We start from the raw sequence: 21,169 nt of genomic DNA, 5'->3' as shown, positions 1-21,169 counted from the left end.
TGCGGCTCTTTTTAAGAATTTCCTTGGCTGTCTCGCCCTCAAAGGCTTGACGGGGCGGGAAATAGCGGGAATCACCATTTCAGGAAAAGTAAGGTGGAATGAGCCTTGGCGGATAGAAATTGCATGAGCAAGCATTTCCGGGTGCACTGTCTTTGCATTCTGCCTGAGGCTGCCGTGGTTAATCGGCAATTAAAGATCACTCCGTTAGGTGTCTGACAGTGATTCGCGGCAATGCGCCGGATGCTCAAGGGGCGGACGGCGATGCTGCGGAACAGGTGTTAGCGTCAGGGAAAGCGACGAGATAGATGGCAACCAAAGTCAAAGAAAACGAAGAAGCAGAAAACGAACGCGACGGTGCGACGGACGGCCCGCTTCTCGACCTTTCGGATGACGCGGTCAAGAAAATGATCAAGGCCGCCAAGAAGCGCGGCTATGTGACGATGGACGAGCTGAATTCCGTCCTGCCGTCCGAAGAGGTGACCTCCGAGCAGATCGAAGACACGATGGCGATGCTGTCCGACATGGGCATCAACGTCATCGAGGACGAAGACGCCGAGGAAGCGACCGCGAGCGACGACGACAGCGATTCCGACGGCGAAGAGTCCGAAGGCGGCGAACTTGCGCCTTCCGGCGGAACTGCGCTTGCAACCGCCAAGAAGAAAGAACCGACCGATCGTACCGACGACCCGGTGCGCATGTATCTGCGCGAAATGGGTTCCGTGGAGCTTCTGTCGCGCGAAGGCGAAATCGCCATCGCCAAGCGCATCGAGGCCGGCCGCGAAACGATGATTTCCGGCCTGTGCGAGAGCCCGCTGACGTTCCAGGCGCTGATCATCTGGCGCGACGAACTGAACGAAGGCACGACGCTGCTGCGCGAGATCATCGATCTCGAAACCACCTATTCCGGTCCTGAAGCCAAGGCGGCTCCCCAGTTCCAGAGCCCGGAAAAGATCGAGGCGGACCGCAAGGCCGCCGAAGAGAAGGAAAAGACCCGCAAGCTGCGCGCGCCGACCGGCGATGAGGATGTGACGGACGTCGGCGGCGATGGCCTTCCCCCGGAAGAGGAAGAAGAGGACGACGACGAGTCCAATCTTTCGCTTGCCGCGATGGAAGCCGAACTGCGCCCGCAGGTCATGGAAACGCTCGACACCATTGCCGACACCTACAAGAAGCTGCGCAAGCTTCAGGATCAGCAGGTTGAGGCGCGCCTTGCCTGCACCGGCACCCTGTCTTCCGGTCAGGAACGCCGTTACAAGGAATTGAAGGATCAGCTGATCACGGCCGTCAAGTCGCTGTCGCTGAACCAGAACCGTATCGACAGCCTCGTCGAGCAGCTCTACGACATTTCCAAGCGCCTGATGCAGAATGAAGGCCGCCTGCTGCGCCTTGCCGAATCCTATGGCGTCAAGCGCGACAGCTTCCTTGAGCAGTATCACGGTGCGGAACTCGATCCGAACTGGATGAAGTCGATTGCCAATCTGGCCGCCCGCGGCTGGAAGGAATTCGCTCGCGAGGAAAGCAACACGATCCGCGAGATTCGTCAGGAAATCCAGAACCTCTCCACGGAAACCGGCATTTCCATCGCCGAATTCCGCCGCATCGTTTCGATGGTGCAGAAGGGCGAGCGCGAAGCGCGCATCGCCAAGAAGGAGATGGTCGAGGCCAACCTGCGTCTGGTGATCTCGATTGCGAAGAAATACACCAACCGTGGCCTGCAGTTCCTCGATCTCATTCAGGAAGGCAATATCGGCCTGATGAAGGCGGTCGACAAGTTCGAATACCGTCGCGGTTACAAGTTCTCGACCTATGCGACCTGGTGGATCAGGCAGGCAATCACCCGTTCGATTGCCGACCAGGCCCGCACGATCCGTATTCCGGTGCATATGATCGAAACGATCAACAAGATCGTTCGCACCTCGCGCCAGATGCTGCACGAGATCGGCCGCGAGCCGACCCCGGAAGAGCTGGCCGAGAAGCTGGCCATGCCGCTGGAAAAGGTGCGCAAGGTTCTGAAGATCGCCAAGGAGCCGATTTCGCTCGAAACCCCCGTGGGCGACGAAGAGGATTCGCATCTCGGCGACTTCATCGAGGACAAGAATGCGCTGCTGCCTATCGACGCCGCCATTCAGGCGAACCTGCGCGAGACGACAACCCGCGTTCTGGCTTCGCTGACGCCGCGTGAAGAGCGCGTTCTGCGCATGCGCTTCGGCATCGGCATGAACACGGACCATACGCTGGAAGAAGTCGGCCAGCAGTTCTCGGTCACGCGCGAACGTATTCGTCAGATCGAAGCGAAGGCGCTGCGCAAGCTGAAGCATCCGAGCCGGTCGCGAAAGCTCCGCAGCTTCCTCGACAGCTAAGCGTTCCGCTTCCTTTAAAATTGAACCCGGTCAGTCAGCGCTGGCCGGGTTTTTTGTTTCCCGCACTGGCGAACTCTGCGACAAGCCTTATGTGTGAAAACAGGCGTTCCGCTTTTGCTGGATAAGCCCGGGCTCGATTTGGTTCGATGAGATGCAACAGATTTCGGCAGGCAAATGGCGGAGGGGAGGATGGGCTGTGCCCGTCTCCGTGCTGCTGCATCTTGCCGTCGTCGCGCTTTTCTTTTTCGAGCTGCCGGAGCGGATAGCCGAGCCGCAGGAGCCGGAAAGCATCAGCGTCGATCTCGTGTCGCCGCCCGAGGAGAAAAAGGCGGAAGAGGCCCCGCCGCCGGGTGAAGAGAAGGCGAAAGAGGAAAAGCCGCAACCCCCACCGCCGCCGCCCGCTCCTCCGGCGGAAGAGGCAAAACCTTTGCCGCAGCCGCAGGCGACGTTGCCGGCCATCGCCATGAGGCCCGAGGAAACGCAGGCGGACCCTGAGGACAAGCCGGGCAAGACGGAGGAAGCGGAAAAGATCGAGCCTTCCGAGGAGCCTGCAAGCCAGCCTGAAAAAACGGCTGAGGAAAAGCCCGCAGCTCCTGCCGCCAACAGCGATCTTCAGGCTTCCGCCGCACAGGGGGAGATCGCGGTTTCACCCGTGAAGGAAGAAGCGCAGCCCGATCAGCCGCCTGTGCCGCAGGCCAAGCCGGCTGAGGAAAAGCCGGCGGAAGTGACGGAAAAGAAGCCCGCGAAACTTCCGGCGGCTAAAAACCTCCTGTCTTCGTCCATGCTGTCACCGGCGCAGAGACGCCAGATGTTTGGCGATCTGCCACCGCGTCGCCGCGTCGTTCAGCTTTGCAGTACCGAAGCCCTGGCCCAGATTCAGGGGGCGGGATTTGCCGCCAGGGGCATGATCCCCTATTCGGACACGGGCGGTAGGATTTCCGGTAATTCGATCGATGCTTCCGGCGGCGCGTTCAACACGGGCAATGGCTGGCATGACGTCTCGTTCCAGTGCGAAGTCGATCTGGAAAATTACACGGTGACGGAATTCCGGTTTAAAATCGGAAATGAGGTCAGCCCGGAAGACGCGAAAAAGCGGGGCTTTACGAGATTTCAGTGAGGGTGGGTTTTCCCAATCATTGGTCTCCTAAACCCGTTCCGCATCCCCCACCAGCAGCCCAATGCCTGCCATCAGCGCATCCTCATCATAGGGCTTCCTGATCACCGGCACGGTGCCGAATTCATCCGGCACCATGCTGCCATCCGCATAACCGGTGGCGAAGAGGAAGGGGACGCCGCGGCGGTGGAGTTCGCGGGCGACGGGGATCGAGGTATCTGAGCCGAGATTGATGTCGAGAATGGCGACATCCGGCACATATGTCTTCAATTTTTCAATGGCCATTGCCGACGAGGTTGCCGTTTCGATTGCCTTGATGCCGTTGTCTTCCAGCATGTTCTCGACATCCATGGCGATCAGCATCTGGTCTTCGACGAGTAATACTTTCAACGGCTCCTCCCGGTTATAGCGTCTGGGCTGCGGCGCGGTTTCATCTTCGGTTTGCGTGTCGGCGACTGCCGTGGCCGAGGAAACGTGACGGGAGGGCAGGAGAATTTCCGCCTCCAGCCCATCAGGCAAATAGCGTAACGTGCTGCGTCCGCCGAGATCGTATGGGATGCTGCGGCTGATGAGTGCTGTGCCGAAGCCCGCGCGCGATGGCGGGGGCAGTTTGGTGGGCAGGATTTCGCGCCACTCAATCTCGCAATCGCGGTTCTCGTTGATGGTCCAGCGCACATGCAATTGCCCGCCATTTTGCGAAAGCGCGCCATATTTGGCGGCGTTCGTCGCCAGCTCATGCAGAACAAGAGCCATGACGGAGAAAGCGCGCGAATCGAGCGTCACCTGCGGGCCGGTCAGTTTCACAACGGTTTCCGGCGAGCGATGCGGCGACAGTTCGGCATCCAGAAGATCGCGAAGCGCACCGCCGCCTTCACCGCGAATGATCTGGTCATGGGCAAAGGACAATGCCTGAATGCGGCCCTTCAGCGCTGTCACATATTCCTGCAGGGTCTTGCCCTCCTGCGAGGGATTGCCGACCAGCGATTTGATGATGGCCAGAACATTCTTGACGCGGTGGTTTAGCTCCTCGTTCAACATGCGCTGGCGCACTTCCGCGCGTTCTCTTTCGCCCGCCATCAGCTCACTGTGGTGGAATGCCACCTCGACCAGCGCGATCCTCGCCGCCTCCGCGATCTCCCGGTCGGCTTCCGACCAGGGCTGCGCCTGCAGGCGAACCGTCTCTTTCCAGATCGCAAAGCTCTTGCGCGGGGTAAGGCGGTCGCCCATCGGGCCGGTCTCGTAGGATTTTTCCGGATTGCCAGCCCAGTTCAGGTTTTGCACGATCTCCTTGCGGAAAAACAGCAGGTAGTCGTTTTTCACCTGCGACAGCGGGATGGCGAGCATTCCAGCTGCCGTGCCGGCATAGATTTCGGCCTCCGGTATGGCCTGCGACAGCGCGTGCGTCGCCCAGACCTTACCTTCCGACGTTGAGGCGACGAAGCGCGCCAGCCTTGGAATGGCGTCATGCGGCGGCGTTGCGCCATGGCCGTGCCAGTTGTTTCCCACCCACAGGCCGACGCCATCGCAGGGCATCAGATCGGCAAAATCCTGAAAGCTGTCGATCAGCAGTTCTTCGATGTTGGCGTGATGGGCGGCAAGCCGAAGGAAGCGGTCAAGCGCGGCATGGGCATGGTGGACAGTATCGAGCCTGCGCTTCTGTTTCAGAACCTGCAAATGCATGGAGAAAAACTCTCCGAACATTTCAGCGGCGATCCGGACCGGCATGGTCAGCACGCGCGGGGAATAATGATGGCAGGCGATCAGGCCCCAGAGCGCCCCGTCGACAATCACCGAAATCGACATGGAAGCCGCAACACCCATGTTGCGAAGATATTCGCAATGGATGGGCGAGACGCTGCGCAGATGGGCAAAGGACATATCGAGAGGTTCGCCCGATGCGTCGAGCGCCGGCAGGACGGAAACCCGGGCGCCACTGGCATCGGAGATGATGCGCAATGTATTCTTGAGATAGAGCGCGCGGGCCTGCTGGGGTATGTCGCTGGCGGGGAAATATTGACCGAGAAAGCTCTCCAGCTCCGGCTGCTTCGCTTCCGACACGACCTTGCCGGCGCCGTCTTCCTCGAAACGATAGATCATCACCCGGTCGTAACCGAGCGTCGCCTTTATCAGCCGCGTCGTTCTGGAGATCAGGCTTTCGACACTGTCCGCCTCGCGGATGCGGTCCACCATCTTGCGCGCGGTGCCGAGCGGCTGCGTTTCGCTGCGGGAGGGCTCGAATTCAATGATCGTGGTGGATTTGTAGCGGTGCAGGGAAATATCGAAACTGCGGCCGTCGCTCATTTCCATGGCGGGCAGCATGGCGGGGCGCGTGGTTCTGCCGGTGACGGTGAGCGCATTGCGAAGATCGTGGACGAGCTTTTTGCCGAGCACCTCCTCGGCGGTCCTGCCATTGATATCGCCTTCGACGCCGAGCAGTTCGCGGCAGTTTTCAGAATGCCGCAGCACCATGCGCATGGCGTTATCGCAGGCGATGAGACAGCCGTGCGGTTGAATATAGCCTGGGATGTGGATGGGTTCGCGGTCGCAATTGGTCAGGTCGACATGATAGTCACTGGGGGCCATGAATAAGTCTTTCGCACCCTGTGCCTGTCTTGTACGGGGAATGTTCTGTTCGTCGAGGAACGGGTAAGCTTGAATAATTCATTCTGATAGTGCCAACCCTTCCCCGTTTTTTGCAACCGTGACGCCGGTTTTCCGTTCTGCTTTTATAAGCCGTCGTCACGCAATTGTCGTATCCCTTACGTCATCGGATACAATTTGACATGCTGAAACGTCGGCAGCGCCGATTTTGTTCCAACCCGTTGAAGGAAAAAATGTGCCGCAGAGAAAAATGATCGTCGCCACCCAGGGGCAGGGTCTTTATGAATTCACATCCGAAGCCAAGGCATTCGTCAGCCACGCCGGCGTGGAAGAAGGACTGCTGACGATCTTCGTCCGCCACACATCCTGCTCGCTGCTTATCCAGGAAAATGCCGATCCCGATGTGCGGCGCGATCTCACGGTGTTTTTCTCCCGTCTCGTGCCGCCTTCGGACGATCCTTCCATGCGCTGGATCATCCACACGCTCGAGGGCCCCGACGATATGCCTGCCCATATCAAATCGGCGCTCACCACGGTCTCCATCGGCGTGCCGATCAGCGACGGCAGGCTCGTGCTCGGCACCTGGCAGGGCCTTTATCTTTTCGAACACCGCGATGAGCCGCATCGGCGCGAAATCGTGCTGCATATCTCGCCGTGATAGCTGGATCCGGATTGAGTAGTTCCGCGTTAACCTCCCTGAACGCCTGCTGAACATTCGGTTCTGCTGATATTCAGGCGGGCGGGTCTAGGGTCTCGTCAATCGCCGGGGGATGTTCCCCTGTCGGCAAAGCAACAAACGGAGTGAGTTCATGTTCAGCACCTTCGCAAAAGCCGGCCTGGCTGCCCTCATCGCCCTCGGTGGAATTTCCTTTACTGCGCCGGCGGCTTCCGCAGGCTCGGACGTTCAGTTCAGAGTTCAGGTTCAGGATGGCTATGGCCATCGCCCCGGCTGGGGTCGCCCGGATCGCCCGCGCCGTGGCTGCGCGCCCTGGCTGGCGGAAGAAAAAGCGAGCCGCATGGGCCTTCGCCGCGCCCGCGTCGTTGATGTATCGCCGCGCCGTGTCGTGGTTGCAGGCTTCGACCGTCGCGGCCGTGACCGCGTCGTTTTCGCCAATGAGCGCGGCTGCCCGGTCATCCGCCGCTAATATGTCATCCGCCGCTAACAGCGGCGACCTTATCGATCTGCCGATATCCCCGTACGGTAGATGGATCAAAAATGCCCCTCGCTTGTCCGGAAAGGCAGGCGAGGGGCATTTCATTTCGGGTTATGCGACGGGTGAACGCAAGATGGGGCAGGAGCGGCGCCTGGGCGCCGCCCGCCGTCGATCTTATTGCTCGAGAGCGAAGGTGACGTTGACCACCACGCTGTAGTTGTTCTCACCCGAAGCGATCGGAACGCTGTCGGCTTCCTTCATCATCGAAGCGCGCATCATGCCCGCCGGTACCGGCATCGGGCGTTGCGAGTTTTCGCTGATCTGAATGACCCGGCCAAGCTTCACGCCTGCCGCTTCCGTCAGCGTTTTCGCCTTGGCCAGAGCATCGGCAACGGCCAGCTTGCGGGCTTCGGTCACCGTCGCTTCGGGCTTGTCATTGGTGAAGGTAATGTCGCCGCCCTGGTTGATGCCGAGCTTGACGGATGTATCGAGGATCGTGCCGAGCTTCTTCAGGTCGCGCACCCGCACGGTCAGGCCGTTGGACACCTGATAGCCGGTGATCTCGGGCGCGACATAGACGCCATCCTTGGGTTCATAGTGCTTGTAGAGCGGCTGCACCGAGAAATTGCTGGTCTGCAGGTCGCGGTCCTCGATGGCGGCCTCTTTCAGCGCCTTCAGAACATCGGCAAGCGCCTTGGAGTTTTCGGTCAGCGCCGCAGCCGCGGTCTCCGCCTGCTTGACGACGCTGAAGGACAGGATCGCCATGTCGGGGGCAATGGCCGACTGGCCTTCACCGGAAACACTGATGGTGGCTTCGCGCGGGGTAGCCTCCTGCGCAGACACCTGGGCCGCGAGCGGCATCATGGCTGCTGCGGTCATTGCGGTGAGTGCGAAAAGGCGGGCCGTTTTTGTCTTCATGGTGTTTCCTCGTTGATTGAGTCCCTTTGAAGGGTATTGCCTTAGATTGTGTAGCTAATACGGCGGCACTGCTTTGCGAAAGCATCATTGGCTTGTCGGGCTCAAAAAATTACGTTAGAGCGTGACCCACCGGATTCGAGCCATTGCGAAACCGGTGTTTCGGACCGGTTTTTCCGAAAGGGGCCTGTAGCTCAATGGTTAGAGCCGGCGGCTCATAACCGCTTGGTTGGGGGTTCGAGTCCCTCCGGGCCCACCATTTTACTTTAAAAATCAATTGCTTGTGATGTTTTGCGGCTCTTCGCGAGCGCGCTTCTGTCACGTCTGAGGCGTGATCTCTGCTATGCCGATGGCAAATTCCGGCTGCGGAATGAATGCGTCGGAGCCGATCCGGCGTGCCGATGGGGCAAGCCGGATCGAGAAAACTTTAATGTCAGTTACAAACCCGCATACTTTCCGTATGCCAGCCGCCGTCATAGGAATTGGGAACGCGGCGGTCTTCGAACCAGCAGCGCGGGCGGGGCGGCGGTGGCGGCTCGTAGTAGCGCGGGCCGTTATTGCTGTTGGCGATGGCGCCGCCGATCAGGCCGCCGATGACGCCTGCGGCGAGGCCGCCGGCAATCGCTGCGCCGTCATTGTGGCGGCGGTGTTCGCGATAGGGCGGCGGGGGTGGGCCGCCGCGGTCGTAGCTACGGTCATAGCGCGGGCGATAGGGATAGTCCTGCGCGGCAGCGGTGCCATAGGATGCAAAAATGCTGCCTGTGGCGACCAGCGCGGCAATAGTGGAAAGAATTATCTTTTTCATCGGGGCTACTCCATAAGCCTGCTTCGGGAGATAGAGGCTCATTATGCCCGGATCATGGCACGGGACGGGTGAACGGCCTGTGAATATTCCATTTCAGCACAGTTCATATTTTTCTGATTTCAGAATGTAAGAATTCAAGCCGGTTCAGACTTTCAGTAACGGAAAAGCCCGGCGTATGGCCGGGCTTTTTGTCGAAATCGATTGGTCGCGATCAGAACTTCACGCCGAGACCGACCTTCACAGTGTGCTGGTCGACATCGGTGTTGATGCCGAAGATGTCCTTGTCGCTATAATCGTTGTAGCGATATTCCAGCCTGCCGAACACATTGTCGGTGAAGGCATAGTCCAGACCCGCGCCAACGGTATAGCCGTTGAAAGTGGTGCTGTCCTTGCCGGCGCCGGGCGTTTCGATGAAGCCGCGTGTCGCGGTCCAGCCGGCGGTGGCATAGAGCAGGGCATGGTCGAAGGCATAGCCCACACGGCCGCGAACGGAGCCCTGCCAGTCGGTGCCGATTTCGGTGCCCGCATAGTCATTGTCGTTCCAGTTATAATCGACATCGCCTTCGATGCCGAGGACCAGATTATTGTCGAACTGGTAATTGTAACCCACGAAGGCGCCCAGAATGCCGCCGTCGAAATTATCCGAGGCGACCGGACCGCCCGCCGAAAAATCGCCATTCGCCCAGCCCGCGCCGCCTTGAATACCAAGATAGGGGCCAGACCAGGTGAAGACCGGCAGGGTTTCCTGCGCGACCGGAGGTGCGGGCGTTTCGTAGACGGCATCCGCGGCCATTGCGGTGCTGGCCGACAGGGCCAGGAGTGACGTTACGATCAGCGTTTTCATCGTTTTTCTCCCTGAGCTGACTGACATCCATAGCATAGATTAGCTGCTTTTAATATGGGTCGGGGTTCGGCGGTTCCAAGAGGTGCTCGTGTCCTCCCGGCTTTGCTGGCCGTCTTGCCCCGGATCGCGGCTTTTTATCGCCCCGCCATGCTGTTCTGATGCGGCGAACGTCTTTGGCCGTGTTTGGTTCCCTTCGCCGTTTCGTCAAAAGTCCGGCAGGGCGGCCGGCCGACGTCACGCTTGGTTGTCTTGACAGCACAGGGCGCGACCATAGAGTTGTGGTAGACTATGGCGGTGCCGATGCTTTTCGCTGCATTGCCGGCGGCATGAGCTGCGGTTGAGACTACACCGTTGCGGCTTCCCTGTGAGGGGGATCGTTGCGGGCGGAAAGGGCATGGGAGGATGAGATCGCATGAGGCTTTATTTTAGCGGAGGAGGGGCGACGTGATTGTCGGAGCCGTTCTCAGCGCCATTCTTCTTCTCACCCTCATTGCATTTCCGCGGCATCTCAAATCTGTTGTCATCTGCCTGTTGCTGATCTGGACGGCCACCGCCGCCTTTGTGATTTATGACTGGTGGCGCGGCAACCAGCGGCTTGACCATATCGTCGCGAGCGCCGGATTCGATGCGGCCTGCCCGGATGCGGCATTGCCGATCCGTGTCAGCTTCCGCAACGACAATAATGTCGCCGTACAGCGGCTGACCTATACGCTCGAAGGGTTCGAACCGGCCTTCCGTGCCTCCGTTTCCTTCGATCCCTATCAGGTGAGCGAAAGACGGATCGAGGCCGGGGAGACTTTCTCGGCCTGCCGGGCGTTCCGGATGCGCAACAATGAAAGGGTGGAGCCGCAACGGCTGGAATGGCGTGTCACCGTCATTTCCGCGGAATTCGACTGAGCGGTTCGTGCGGCTGCCGGTTATCACGGCATTTTGAAAATTTTCGCGCCGGTGAGCGGCGGCCGGAAAATCCCTGCATCACAGCGGTTTCGGGTGGATGGGTGAATTGCCATCGTCCGCAACGGAACCGGCTCGGCCAGTCGCTGACTTGTTTTCGTCCATTTGCGATGCCATTTCCCCCTCCATTCGATGAATGTCGCGGGTTGATGTTTTGCGTATTGTTCTGAAGTTTCTGAAAATAACCGCCATCGGCCTTGTCGCCCTGCCGGTTCTGGCGGGTGCGCATATGGGCATCGGTCAACTGACCGGAAATTTTCACGAAGTCATTCCCGGCGAACTCTATCGTTCGGCCCAGCCGAGCGGCAAGGACATTGCGGCCTATGCCAAGGCTTATGGCATCAAGACGATCATCAACCTGCGCGATGAAAAGCGTGAAGGCTGGTATGATGCCGAAAGTCTTGCGGCCAAGAACAACGGCATCCGGCTTGTCGATTATCCGCTGAGTTCAAGCGAAAAGGTCTCGGTGGAAGATTCGGAAACGCTGGCGGCCGTGCTGCGCAATGCGGAAAAACCTGTTCTCATCCATTGCGAACATGGCGCCAACCGCACCGGGCTCGCCTCCGCGATCTATGTGGCCGCCGTGGCCGGCAAGAGCGAGGCGGCGGCCGAGTTCCAGCTTTCGCCCTATTACGGGCATGTGCCGATCCCCGGTATCGGGCGTTATGAAATGTACCAGTCCTGGGACGATTTCGAGGAAACCATCGGGTTTTGAGACGCCGCCAGACATCGTCACCCCGGACTTGATCCGGGGGCCAGTGCGATCAAGTCATTGATCGCAAAAGACTCTTTCACGGCGCAGACGCGCCGTGGCTGGATGCCGGCTCAAGGCCGGCATGACGAACGGTTGCGCAGCGCGCCTCAATAATCCCCGCCGCTTTCCCTGATCACCTTCGTCAGGCTTCCCGTCGCCGGGAAGAGTGGGATGAGGCAGGCCTGAAGCGCGTGGTAGATATCGCCCTTGCCGGGGAACAGCGTGTGGGCGGGAACCAGATCTTCCGTCAATTCCTCGTGCCAGCCGCCATTCTCATGGTCGATGAAGTTGTTGGCGATGGTGCTCCAGATGCGGCGATAGCTGTCTTCATAGAAGTTGTCCGCCGGCAGGTTCTCGTTGAGGAAGTGGGCAGCGCCCGCCGCTTCGGACATGGGCCACCAGAGCTTGGCCCGCTTGTCGGGATTGTCGTTCCAGTCGAGCGTATAAAAGAAGCCGCCCTTTTCCCGGTCCCAGCCGAGCGCCATGGATTGCACGAACAGCGATTTCGCAGCCACCGGCATCCAGTCGTGGCGGCGCTCCCCCAGCACCCATAATTGCAGGATGAGGCGGGCCCATTCCAGCCAGTGGCCGGGGGTGGAGCCGGAAGGGCGGAACATTTCGTTGCCGCGATACTCCTTGTCGAGCGTCCAGTTCTCGTCGAAATGCTCCGGCACACGGAAGTCCAGCTCGCCGGCGCGGCGGCGGATGACGAGATCGGCGATGCGCTCCGCCTTGCTGAGGTAGCTGTTGTCGCCGGTGACCTCATAGGCTGCCATCAGCGCTTCGGTCAGGTGCATATTGGAGTTCTGGCCGCGATAATTCTCGATGGGCGACCAGTCGCGATGGAATTCCTCGGCGATGGCGCCGTGTTTTTCTTCCCAGAAGCGCGTTTCCAGAACCTCGGTAATATCGGCCAGCATCCTGTCGGCCAGCGGGTGGCCGACGGTCTTGGCGGAAGAGGCGGCCAGAAGCACGAAAGCGTGACCGTAACCCTGCTTGGTGGCGTCCACCGGGCCGGCATCGTTCACCTGCCAGAAATAACCGCCATGCTCGCCGTCGCGGTGCCTGTTCCAGAGATAGGTCATGCCGTGATCGACGATATCGCCGCAGCCCGGACGCCCGAGCAGGTGGCCGATGGAGAAGCAATGCACCATGCGGGCGGATGCGTGAATGCCGCGCACGGGGTCGTTTGGCTGCAACGGCGCGCCTTTGGCATCGAGATCGAAGAAGCCGCCGGCAGGGTTGACGGCGCGATACTGGAAGAAATCGAAAAGTCCCTCGGCCTGTTTTACCAGCCATTGGCGATGCCAGGGCAGGGTGTTCCAGTTGCGGCTGTTGTGATCGTCCTCGGGCATTCTCGTCCTCCATGCTGTTTGCTGCTTCGGCTTATATCCTTGCCGTATAAACCTGTCATCTGTCAGCGATATTTCGTAACGTGCCGCAACTGCGCAAAGCCATGCCTGTCCCTTGAAGATATATTGACATAAACATATCTTTATGTGACTTGACGGCTTGCGATCTTGCAAATCGAAATGAGGAGTGTGCCCGTGTTTGACGATCTGTTCGGCCCTGAAGGGGCAAAGCGTGACGGCGCGGAAATTTTCAAGGCGTTGCGCGAAGCTGCCAGCGAACGCATCCTCATTCTCGACGGCGCCATGGGTACGCAGATCCAGGGGCTGGGTTTCGACGAAGACCATTTTCGTGGCGATCGTTTTATCGGCTGTGCCTGTCATCAGAAGGGCAATAACGACCTTCTGATCCTGACCCAGCCGGATGCCATCGAAGACATCCATTACCGCTACGCCATGGCGGGTGCGGATATTCTCGAAACCAACACGTTTTCGTCCACGCGCATCGCGCAGGCCGATTACGAGATGGAAAACGCCGTCTACGATCTCAACCGCGAGGGTGCAGCGATTGTCCGCCGTGCCGCCCAGCGCGCCGAGCGGGAAGATGGCCGCCGCCGTTTCGTTGCGGGCGCCATCGGCCCGACCAACCGCACGGCTTCGATTTCGCCTGACGTCAACAATCCCGGTTTTCGCGCCGTCAGCTTCGACGATCTGCGCATCGCCTATGGCGAGCAGATCGACGGTCTGATCGACGGCGGGGCCGATATCATCCTGATCGAAACGATTTTCGATACGCTGAACGCCAAGGCGGCGATCTTCGCCTGCGAGGAGCGTTTCGAGGCGAAGGGCATCCGCCTGCCGGTGATGATCTCCGGCACGATCACCGACCTTTCCGGCCGCACGCTTTCCGGTCAGACGCCGTCCGCATTCTGGAACTCGGTGCGCCATGCCAATCCCTTCACCATCGGCCTGAACTGCGCGCTGGGTGCTGACGCCATGCGTCCGCATCTTCAGGAGCTTTCGGATGTGGCCGATACCTTCGTCTGCGCCTATCCGAATGCCGGCCTGCCGAATGAATTCGGCCAATACGACGAAACGCCGGAGATGATGGCGCGTCAGGTCGAGGGTTTTGTCCGCGACGGGCTCGTCAATATCGTCGGCGGCTGCTGCGGTTCCACGCCGGAGCATATCCGAGCGATTGCGGAGGCTGTCAAAGGTTACAAGCCGCGCGAAATTCCCGAGCACAAGCCCTTCATGTCGCTTTCGGGCCTCGAGCCTTTCGTGCTGACCAAGGACATTCCCTTCGTCAACGTCGGCGAACGCACCAACGTCACCGGCTCGGCCCGCTTCCGCAAGCTCATCACCGCTGGCGATTATACGGCGGCGCTGGCTGTCGCCCGCGACCAGGTGGAAAACGGTGCGCAGATCATCGACATCAACATGGATGAGGGTCTGATCGATTCCGAAAAGGCGATGGTGGAGTTTCTGAACCTCATCGCCGCCGAGCCGGATATTGCCCGCGTGCCTGTGATGATCGACTCATCCAAGTTCGAGATCATCGAGGCCGGCCTGAAATGCGTTCAGGGCAAATCGATCGTCAATTCCATTTCGCTAAAGGAAGGCGAGGAGAAGTTTCTCCAGCAGGCGCGGCTTGTCCACAATTACGGTGCGGCCGTCGTGGTCATGGCCTTTGATGAGGTCGGGCAGGCGGATACCTATCAGCGGAAGGTGGAAATCTGCGCGCGCGCCTATAAGCTCCTGACCGAGAAGGCGGGCCTGTCGCCGGAAGACATCATCTTCGACCCCAACGTCTTTGCCGTTGCGACGGGTATCGAGGAACACAATAATTACGGTGTGGATTTCATTCAGGCCACCAGAACCATCCGCGAAACCATGCCGCTGACGCATATTTCCGGCGGCGTTTCCAACCTGTCCTTCTCCTTCCGCGGCAATGAGCCGGTGCGTGAGGCGATGCATGCCGTGTTCCTCTACCACGCCATTCAGGTCGGCATGGATATGGGCATCGTCAATGCCGGGCAGCTTGCGGTTTACGACAATATCGATCCGGAACTGCGTGAGGCCTGCGAGGACGTGGTGCTGAACCGCCGCGAAGATGCGACCGAGCGTTTGCTGGAGGTCGCGGAACGTTTCCGTGGCACGGGCGCCAAGGATACGAAGGTTCAGGACCTTTCCTGGCGCGAACTGCCCGTCGAGAAGCGGCTGGAACATGCGCTGGTCAACGGCATTACCGACTATATCGAGGCCGATACGGAAGAGGCGCGCCAGAAGGCGGAGCGCCCATTGCACGTCATCGAAGGCCCGCTGATGGCCGGCATGAATGTGGTCGGCGATCTCTTCGGTTCGGGCAAGATGTTCCTGCCGCAGGTGGTGAAATCCGCCCGCGTGATGAAGCAGGCCGTGGCCGTGCTGCTTCCTTACATGGAAGAGGAAAAGCGCCTGAATGGCGGGTCTGAGCGCAGTGCCGCCGGCAAGGTGCTGATGGCGACCGTCAAGGGCGATGTGCACGATATCGGCAAGAACATCGTCGGCGTCGTTCTCGCCTGCAACAATTACGAGATCATCGATCTCGGCGTCATGGTGCCGACGACGAAAATCCTTGAGACGGCGATTGCCGAAAAGGTGGATGTGATCGGCCTTTCCGGCCTCATCACGCCGTCGCTCGATGAGATGGTACATGTGGCTGCCGAAATGGAGCGGCAGGGTTTCGACATTCCGCTCCTGATCGGCGGCGCAACGACCAGCCGCGTGCATACGGCGGTGAAAATTCATCCGCGTTACGAGGCGGGGCAGGCAATCTATGTCACCGACGCCTCGCGTGCGGTGGGCGTCGTGTCGGCCCTTCTCTCCGCCGAGCAGAAGCCCGCTTATATCGATGGTATTCGCAGCGAATATGCCAAGGTTGCGGAGGCGCACGCCCGCAATGAGCGCGAGAAGCAGCGCCTGCCGCTTTCCCGCGCCCGCGAGAATGCGCACAAGATCGACTGGTCGGCCTATAGCGCCGTCAAGCCGCAATTCTTCGGCACCAGGGTGTTCGAGACTTACGATCTTGAAGAGCTTTCCCGTTACATCGACTGGACGCCCTTCTTCCAGACCTGGGAATTGAAGGGTCGTTTCCCGGCCATTCTCGATGATGAAAAGCAGGGCGAGGCGGCGCGGCAGCTTTACAGCGATGCGCAGACGATGCTGAAGAAGATCATCGACGAGAAGTGGTTCCGGCCGCGCGCGGTGATAGGCTTCTGGCCGGCCAATGCGGTGGGCGACGATATCCGGCTGTTCACGGATGAAAGCCGCGGCGAAGAGCTGGCGACCTTCTTCACGCTGCGCCAGCAGCTTTCCAAGCGCGACGGTCGCCCCAATGTGGCGCTCTCCGATTTCGTCGCGCCTGTCGATAGCGGCGTTGCCGATTATGTCGGCGGTTTCGTGGTGACGGCGGGCATCGAGGAAGTGGCGATTGCCGAGCGGTTCGAGCGGGCGAATGACGATTATTCGTCCATCCTCGTCAAGGCGCTGGCCGACCGTTTCGCGGAAGCCTTTGCCGAGCGCATGCATGAGCGGGTGCGCAAGGAGTTCTGGGCTTATGCACCGCAGGAAAACTTCAACGGCGATGAGCTGATTGGCGAAGCCTATGCCGGCATTCGCCCGGCACCCGGCTATCCGGCCCAGCCCGACCATACCGAAAAGAAGACGCTGTTCGCCCTGCTCGACGCCACCAATGCGGCGGGTGTGGAACTGACGGAAAGCTACGCCATGTGGCCCGGCTCTTCCGTCTCCGGCATCTATATCGGCCATCCCGAGAGCTATTATTTCGGTGTCGCCAAGGTGGAGCGCGATCAGGTTCTCGATTATGCGCGCCGTAAGGACATGCCGATGGAAGAGGTGGAGCGCTGGCTCGGTCCTGTCCTCAATTACGTGCCGACGAACGGCGCGGAGGAAATCGACAGCGCGGCGTGATGGTTCGGTGTGCTGCCATTCAATAAAAAAGCGCGGGTCTTGCCCGCGCTTTTGCGTTCATTGGGTTGTTTAAGACCGCAACGCCGCCAGTTCCTCGATGCCGACATGGCTCTCGACCTCGCTGCCGCGCAGGTAAAGATAGAGCCCGATCGCGAAGGCGAGGACGGCGATGAAGACCAGGTACCAGGCATGGGCCATGGGGTTGACGGCGAGCGCCGTGGTCACGCCAATCGGCGTCAACCCGCCGAAGACGGCATAGGAGACGTTATAGGCGAAGGAGAGACCCGAGAAGCGGACCGAGGCCGGGAAGGCGCGGACCATGACATAGGGTACGGCCCCCGCCATGCCGACCGACAGGCCCATGACGCCGTAAAGCACGAACATGGTTTGAAGCGATGTGCCGGCATAGCTGTAGAAGGTGAAGGTGGCGATGCCGAAGAAGATGCTCGCCCCCATGAAGAAGATGCCGGAGCCGACACGGTCGATCAGCGCGCCGGCGATGATGACGCCAAAGATCAGGAACAGCGTGCCGAAGCTGGTACCGGCTAGCGCCTGTGTCGGGGTATAACCGTAAAGCTTCTGCAGGAAGGTGGCCGTCATCAGCGTCGTGACGACGATGGCGGCCGAGAGAACCCAGGTCAGCAGGGCGGAAATGACCACGCCGCGCATATGGTGCTTCAGCACCAGCCCGAGCGGCAGCTTGTCCGTCAGCGATTTCGACTTCTTCATCTCGGTGAAGATCGGCGTTTCTTCCAGCCAGCGGCGCAGATAAACGGCGATGAGGCCGAAAATGCCGCCGAGCAGGAAGGGGATGCGCCAGGCGTAACCGGCCACGTCTTCCGGTGTGAAGAGCGAGTTGATGGCGAAGGCGATCAGCGAACCCAGCATGATGCCGAAGGAAAGGCCCGATGTGAGGAAGCCGCAGGCGAGGCCGACGCGGCGGAAGGGCACGTGTTCGGCAACGAAGGTCCATGCGCCCGGCACTTCACCGCCGATGGCGGCACCCTGCAGCATGCGCAGGATGATGAGCAGGATGGGGGCGGCCACGCCGATGGTGGCATAGGTCGGCATCAGCGCCATGCCGAGGGTCGAGAGCGCCATCAGCAGGATGGAGAAGGCGAAGACGCGCTTGCGGCCGTAACGGTCGCCATAATGCGCCAGCACGATGCCACCCAGCGGCCGCACCAGATAACCGGCGGCGAAGATGCCGAAGGTCTGGATCATCACCAGCCAGTCCGGCATTTCCGGCGGGAAGAACAGATGGCCGATGACGGTGGCGAAAAATACGAAGATGATGAAATCGTAAAATTCCAGCGCGCCGCCGAGGGCCGAAAGGCCAAGAGTTCTGTAATCCTGACCGTTGAGGGGCCGGGCTGCCGCCGGTGTGGTGGTGGGAGACATGAAGCTGCTTCTTTTCTAAATTACGTATTACTTATGGGCATGCGGCAAGCGCGGCGCGATTTCAAGCCTAATCGACGCTCAATCGCTCAGGTATTTCGAGGGACGATCAAGAAAGCGGCGCAGGAAATTGATGTTCTCCAGCTCGTCATAGAGGCGCTCGGTGATGCCGTCTGCGTCGAAATGATAGATGGTCGCCTCGGGAATGGCCAAAAGCACCGGCGAATGGGTGGCGATGATCAATTGCCCGCCGCTATCGGCGGCGTCACGGATAAGGGCCGCCAGTTCGAGCTGCTTTTGCGGCGAAAGCGGGCTTTCCGGTTCGTCGAGAAAATAGAGGCCGGCGCCATGCAGCCGCTGTTGCATGATATCGAGAAATCCTTCGCCATGCGAACGCCGGTCGATGACATTGTTCCTGACGATCCTGCGAAACGTATCCGGGGTTTCTTCCGGAAAGTCTTCGCCCTTCTTGAGGGCCTTTTCCCGCTCCCAGCGAAAATCGTCCAGCGCATCCTCGTTCTGCCGGCGGATATAACCAAGCACGTCTTCCGCGCGCATGAACATGCGGATTTTCGGATATTTCTTGCGGGCGAAATAGAAGGACTTCGCCACGGTTTCGGCATGCTGAAGGTAGAGGTCGCCGGCAACCTGGCCGTGATTGCCGATGGCATAGGCCGTCATTCCCGCCGCCAGCCCTTCCAGCAGCGTCGATTTGCCGGAGCCGTTATTGCCGGCAAAAAAGGTGATCGGCGTCTTGAACTCGAGGCGTTCCAGATGGCGCAGCGCCGGAACCGAGAAAGGATATTCATCCCGTCCGCCCGGGGTTTCTTTCATGGTTACGCTATCGAGAAACAGCATGTCGCGTTCCTTGTATCTCATCCGTCATGTTCGCCGACGTTGCGCTCTGTCGCATCATCGCGGCGCTATGCTCAAAGCAATTGCGTGTGATTGCGGCTTAACGTGGGGCGCTGTTCGCACCAATGGTTTATAGCGTTGGCGGAGATACGTCATGTCGCATCGTTAGAAGTCCATTTTATTATAAATTAGTGTGTCTAATTCTAAGTAATAAATCGATCTACATTAGACATATGCAATATATATCTTAAATTTAAGATGTTATCGTAAGTATATACTTCAAATTAATTCAGTAATGCCAGTTGTCATCATTCTCGTTGTTTTTGGAGAGAGTGAATGAAGCATATTGCGCTTTTTTCGGTCGCGTTTCTATTTTCCGCGATATTCGTGAGCGAAGCTGAGGCGCGGAAGTCCCGGTTTTTTGCCGTCCCCGGATTCGGCGGCGGCGAGACCATCGATCTTGTTTATGATCTGGCGGACAGAGAGCCTTTTCTTCGCGACGGGGAAGCATTCGACGTTGGTTATCTCAACAGCGGGGATAGGAGCGGTTATGTGCTGTATCGTGGCGAGCGGTACAGCAGGCTCAGCGATGCGGATATCGCCAGGCTGAAGGCGACGCTTGGTTTTGATCCGACGACAAAAGACCGCATGGAGCGGGCGGCGAGGGACAGCGACGCGCCCTGGAACCTCGTGATTATCATAGCGGTCGCAATTGCTGGTATCTTTGTGCTTGTTCACAAGGGCATGCAGCTAGTGCGGTGGATTTCGCGATTGGCGACGATCTCCGCAGTTGCGGGAAGTCAGCGGCAGGAGGAGGAGGACACCCCCGACCCGCTGGAGGTCCGCAAGAAACAACTGGTAAACCGTCAATGGAGCGATAGCCAGACGGATCACGCGGCGCGTATCCCGGCAGCATCGTCGGTCCACGCGTCTGCCCCGGGAGCCGCTCCGGTCCGGACATTCGGACGCAGGAGCGCCTGAGCGGTGCGAAATCCTTAAACCTTAGACGGTCTCAGGAGCCTGCACTATTCGAACCGGTCGATGATGCTGATGCCGCTTTCCCTGAAGCTGTCCATGGCGGGCAGGGCGGTTGCTGCCTCAGTCAGTGAGATGTGGCGGCCGATCAGCTTTTCCGGCGCGAGCCTGCCGCTTTCGATCATCGCCAGCATGTCCTCGTAACGCCACGCCTGCATGCCGTGGCTGCCATAGATCTCCAGCTCATGTGCGATCACCCGCGCCATGGGAATGGCGGGCATGGCGTGGTCTGCCAGCATCAGCCCCACCTGCACATGGCGGCCGCGCCGACGCAGATTGCTGATGGAGTTGCAGCAGGTCTGCGGGTGGCCGAGCGCATCGACAGAGACATGTGCACCACCACCCGTCACCTCGCGAACCGCCTCGGCAACATCGGCAACCGCGCGGCTGTTGATGGTGGCGCTTGCTCCAAGCTGCCGCGCAAGTTCGAGCTTGTCTTCGGCAATGTCGATGGCGACGACCTGCGCGCCGAGGCCGGCGCCGATCATGATGGCGGAAAGACCGACGCCGCCGCAGCCATGGACCGCCAGCCATTCGCCGCCCTTCAGGCGTCCCTGATCGGTCACGGCCCGGAAGGAGGTGGCGAAACGGCAGCCGAGGCCGGCGGCGGTGGCGTAACTCATCGTATCCGGCAGATGCACGAGGTTCTGATCGGCATAATCGATGGCGACATATTCGGCGAAGGAACCCCAATGGGTGAAACCGGGCTGGAACTGCGCCTCGCAGACCTGCTGATTGCCGGAACGGCATTCATGGCAATGGCCGCAGCCGGAGACGAAGGGCACCGTGACGCGGTCGCCGGTCTTGAAGCGGGTGACGTTCTTGCCGACGGCGGCGATCACGCCGGCGAATTCGTGGCCGGGAACGTGCGGCAGGCGAATATCCGGGTCATGCCCCATCCAGCCGTGCCAGTCGCTGCGGCAGAGACCTGTCGCCTTTACCTCGATGACCACGCCGCCATCGGTCGGTTCCGGATCGGGCAGGGACGCAACAACCGGGGTCTCGCCGAACAGTTCGTAAAAAAGCGCGCGCATCATGGCCTCACATCGTTGGTATGCA

16 protein-coding genes and 1 tRNA gene are annotated in these 21,169 nt (G+C 59.7%); 9 read left to right on the top strand and 8 right to left on the bottom strand.

Annotated elements, in window-relative coordinates:
- Nucleotides 1-305 precede the first annotated feature (305 nt).
- Together rpoD and ACIK7D_RS10050 are read left to right on the top strand one after the other, a co-directional pair.
- On the top strand, nt 306-2,360 hold the full coding sequence (gene rpoD / locus ACIK7D_RS10055) for an RNA polymerase sigma factor RpoD (protein ID WP_003494761.1): 2,055 nt from the start codon (nt 306-308) through the stop codon (nt 2,358-2,360).
- Nucleotides 2,361-2,556: 196 nt separating this feature from the next.
- Entirely contained in the window at nt 2,557-3,477 is a 921-nt protein-coding gene (locus ACIK7D_RS10050) for a DUF930 domain-containing protein (RefSeq protein ID WP_170985849.1), read from the top strand.
- A 27-nt stretch (nt 3,478-3,504) separates the two neighbouring features.
- On the opposite strand, the gene ACIK7D_RS10045 is transcribed toward ACIK7D_RS10050, so the two are convergent.
- Nucleotides 3,505-6,057: an HWE histidine kinase domain-containing protein gene (locus tag ACIK7D_RS10045; RefSeq protein WP_400156210.1), complete on the bottom strand. Its 2,553-nt coding sequence runs from the start codon at nt 6,055-6,057 to the stop codon at nt 3,505-3,507.
- A 253-nt stretch (nt 6,058-6,310) separates the two neighbouring features.
- Between ACIK7D_RS10045 and ACIK7D_RS10040 the strand changes: the two genes are divergently transcribed.
- Entirely contained in the window at nt 6,311-6,733 is a 423-nt protein-coding gene (locus ACIK7D_RS10040) for a secondary thiamine-phosphate synthase enzyme YjbQ (RefSeq protein ID WP_400156209.1), read from the top strand.
- Nucleotides 6,734-6,884: 151 nt separating this feature from the next.
- Nucleotides 6,885-7,220 (top strand): hypothetical protein, encoded by a 336-nt coding sequence (locus ACIK7D_RS10035; protein WP_003522828.1) that lies wholly within the window; start codon nt 6,885-6,887, stop codon nt 7,218-7,220.
- Between the two features lie 183 nt (nt 7,221-7,403).
- Here ACIK7D_RS10035 and ACIK7D_RS10030 read toward each other — a convergent pair whose 3' ends face one another.
- On the bottom strand, nt 7,404-8,147 hold the full coding sequence (locus tag ACIK7D_RS10030; protein WP_127757296.1) for an SIMPL domain-containing protein: 744 nt from the start codon (nt 8,145-8,147) through the stop codon (nt 7,404-7,406).
- Between the two features lie 180 nt (nt 8,148-8,327).
- Here ACIK7D_RS10030 and ACIK7D_RS10025 point away from each other — a divergent pair.
- A tRNA-Ile gene (locus ACIK7D_RS10025) sits at nt 8,328-8,403 on the top strand.
- Between the two features lie 174 nt (nt 8,404-8,577).
- Here the strand turns inward: ACIK7D_RS10025 and ACIK7D_RS10020 are convergent.
- Both ACIK7D_RS10020 and ACIK7D_RS10015 read right to left on the bottom strand, forming a co-directional pair.
- Nucleotides 8,578-8,949, bottom strand: a complete 372-nt coding sequence (locus ACIK7D_RS10020; protein ID WP_400156208.1) for a hypothetical protein — start codon at nt 8,947-8,949, stop codon at nt 8,578-8,580.
- A 211-nt stretch (nt 8,950-9,160) separates the two neighbouring features.
- Complete coding sequence (locus ACIK7D_RS10015) at nt 9,161-9,793, bottom strand: outer membrane protein (protein ID WP_003522825.1); 633 nt, start codon at nt 9,791-9,793, stop codon at nt 9,161-9,163.
- A gap of 444 nt (nt 9,794-10,237) precedes the next feature.
- On the opposite strand from ACIK7D_RS10015, the gene ACIK7D_RS10010 reads away from it, so the two are divergent.
- Together ACIK7D_RS10010 and ACIK7D_RS10005 are read left to right on the top strand one after the other, a co-directional pair.
- Nucleotides 10,238-10,690 (top strand): hypothetical protein, encoded by a 453-nt coding sequence (locus ACIK7D_RS10010; RefSeq protein ID WP_003522824.1) that lies wholly within the window; start codon nt 10,238-10,240, stop codon nt 10,688-10,690.
- A gap of 211 nt (nt 10,691-10,901) precedes the next feature.
- On the top strand, nt 10,902-11,462 hold the full coding sequence (locus ACIK7D_RS10005) for a dual specificity protein phosphatase family protein (RefSeq protein ID WP_059756755.1): 561 nt from the start codon (nt 10,902-10,904) through the stop codon (nt 11,460-11,462).
- A gap of 146 nt (nt 11,463-11,608) precedes the next feature.
- Here the strand turns inward: ACIK7D_RS10005 and ACIK7D_RS10000 are convergent, their stop codons facing one another.
- Nucleotides 11,609-12,856: an AGE family epimerase/isomerase gene (locus ACIK7D_RS10000; protein WP_400156207.1), complete on the bottom strand. Its 1,248-nt coding sequence runs from the start codon at nt 12,854-12,856 to the stop codon at nt 11,609-11,611.
- A gap of 192 nt (nt 12,857-13,048) precedes the next feature.
- Between ACIK7D_RS10000 and metH the strand changes: the two genes are divergently transcribed.
- On the top strand, nt 13,049-16,822 hold the full coding sequence (gene metH, locus ACIK7D_RS09995) for a methionine synthase (RefSeq protein ID WP_400156206.1): 3,774 nt from the start codon (nt 13,049-13,051) through the stop codon (nt 16,820-16,822).
- 69 nt (nt 16,823-16,891) lie between these two features.
- On the opposite strand, the gene ACIK7D_RS09990 is transcribed toward metH, so the two are convergent.
- Together ACIK7D_RS09990 and ACIK7D_RS09985 are read right to left on the bottom strand one after the other, a co-directional pair.
- Nucleotides 16,892-18,223, bottom strand: a complete 1,332-nt coding sequence (locus ACIK7D_RS09990) for an MFS transporter (protein WP_080816410.1) — start codon at nt 18,221-18,223, stop codon at nt 16,892-16,894.
- 78 nt (nt 18,224-18,301) lie between these two features.
- Nucleotides 18,302-19,078, bottom strand: a complete 777-nt coding sequence (locus ACIK7D_RS09985; RefSeq protein WP_400156387.1) for an AAA family ATPase — start codon at nt 19,076-19,078, stop codon at nt 18,302-18,304.
- A 333-nt stretch (nt 19,079-19,411) separates the two neighbouring features.
- Between ACIK7D_RS09985 and ACIK7D_RS09980 the strand changes: the two genes are divergently transcribed.
- Nucleotides 19,412-20,056 (top strand): hypothetical protein, encoded by a 645-nt coding sequence (locus ACIK7D_RS09980; protein WP_400156205.1) that lies wholly within the window; start codon nt 19,412-19,414, stop codon nt 20,054-20,056.
- Between the two features lie 44 nt (nt 20,057-20,100).
- Here ACIK7D_RS09980 and ACIK7D_RS09975 read toward each other — a convergent pair whose 3' ends face one another.
- Complete coding sequence (locus ACIK7D_RS09975; protein ID WP_400156204.1) at nt 20,101-21,144, bottom strand: zinc-dependent alcohol dehydrogenase family protein; 1,044 nt, start codon at nt 21,142-21,144, stop codon at nt 20,101-20,103.
- Nucleotides 21,145-21,169: the final 25 nt, after the last annotated feature.

It is taken from the genome of Agrobacterium sp. P15N1-A (genome assembly GCF_044626815.1).
Lineage (GTDB): Bacteria > Pseudomonadota > Alphaproteobacteria > Rhizobiales > Rhizobiaceae > Agrobacterium > Agrobacterium leguminum.
The sequence above is the reverse complement of the archived record's forward strand: the minus strand, read 5'-3'. Positions and strand labels throughout refer to the sequence as shown.

Bases quoted from the DNA above. Each gene is read 5' to 3' on its own strand.
- ACIK7D_RS09990 (WP_080816410.1), bottom strand. From the start codon at position 18,223: ATGTCTCCCACCACCACACCGGCGGCAGCCCGGCCCCTCAACGGTCAG.
- rpoD (WP_003494761.1), top strand. From the start codon at position 306: ATGGCAACCAAAGTCAAAGAAAACGAAGAAGCAGAAAACGAACGCGAC.
- ACIK7D_RS10020 (WP_400156208.1), bottom strand. From the start codon at position 8,949: ATGAAAAAGATAATTCTTTCCACTATTGCCGCGCTGGTCGCCACAGGC.
- ACIK7D_RS10035 (WP_003522828.1), top strand. From the start codon at position 6,885: ATGTTCAGCACCTTCGCAAAAGCCGGCCTGGCTGCCCTCATCGCCCTC.
- ACIK7D_RS09980 (WP_400156205.1), top strand. From the start codon at position 19,412: ATGAAGCATATTGCGCTTTTTTCGGTCGCGTTTCTATTTTCCGCGATA.
- ACIK7D_RS09985 (WP_400156387.1), bottom strand. From the start codon at position 19,078: ATGCTGTTTCTCGATAGCGTAACCATGAAAGAAACCCCGGGCGGACGG.
- ACIK7D_RS10045 (WP_400156210.1), bottom strand. From the start codon at position 6,057: ATGGCCCCCAGTGACTATCATGTCGACCTGACCAATTGCGACCGCGAA.
- ACIK7D_RS10000 (WP_400156207.1), bottom strand. From the start codon at position 12,856: ATGCCCGAGGACGATCACAACAGCCGCAACTGGAACACCCTGCCCTGG.
- ACIK7D_RS10015 (WP_003522825.1), bottom strand. From the start codon at position 9,793: ATGAAAACGCTGATCGTAACGTCACTCCTGGCCCTGTCGGCCAGCACC.
- ACIK7D_RS10030 (WP_127757296.1), bottom strand. From the start codon at position 8,147: ATGAAGACAAAAACGGCCCGCCTTTTCGCACTCACCGCAATGACCGCA.
- ACIK7D_RS09975 (WP_400156204.1), bottom strand. From the start codon at position 21,144: ATGCGCGCGCTTTTTTACGAACTGTTCGGCGAGACCCCGGTTGTTGCG.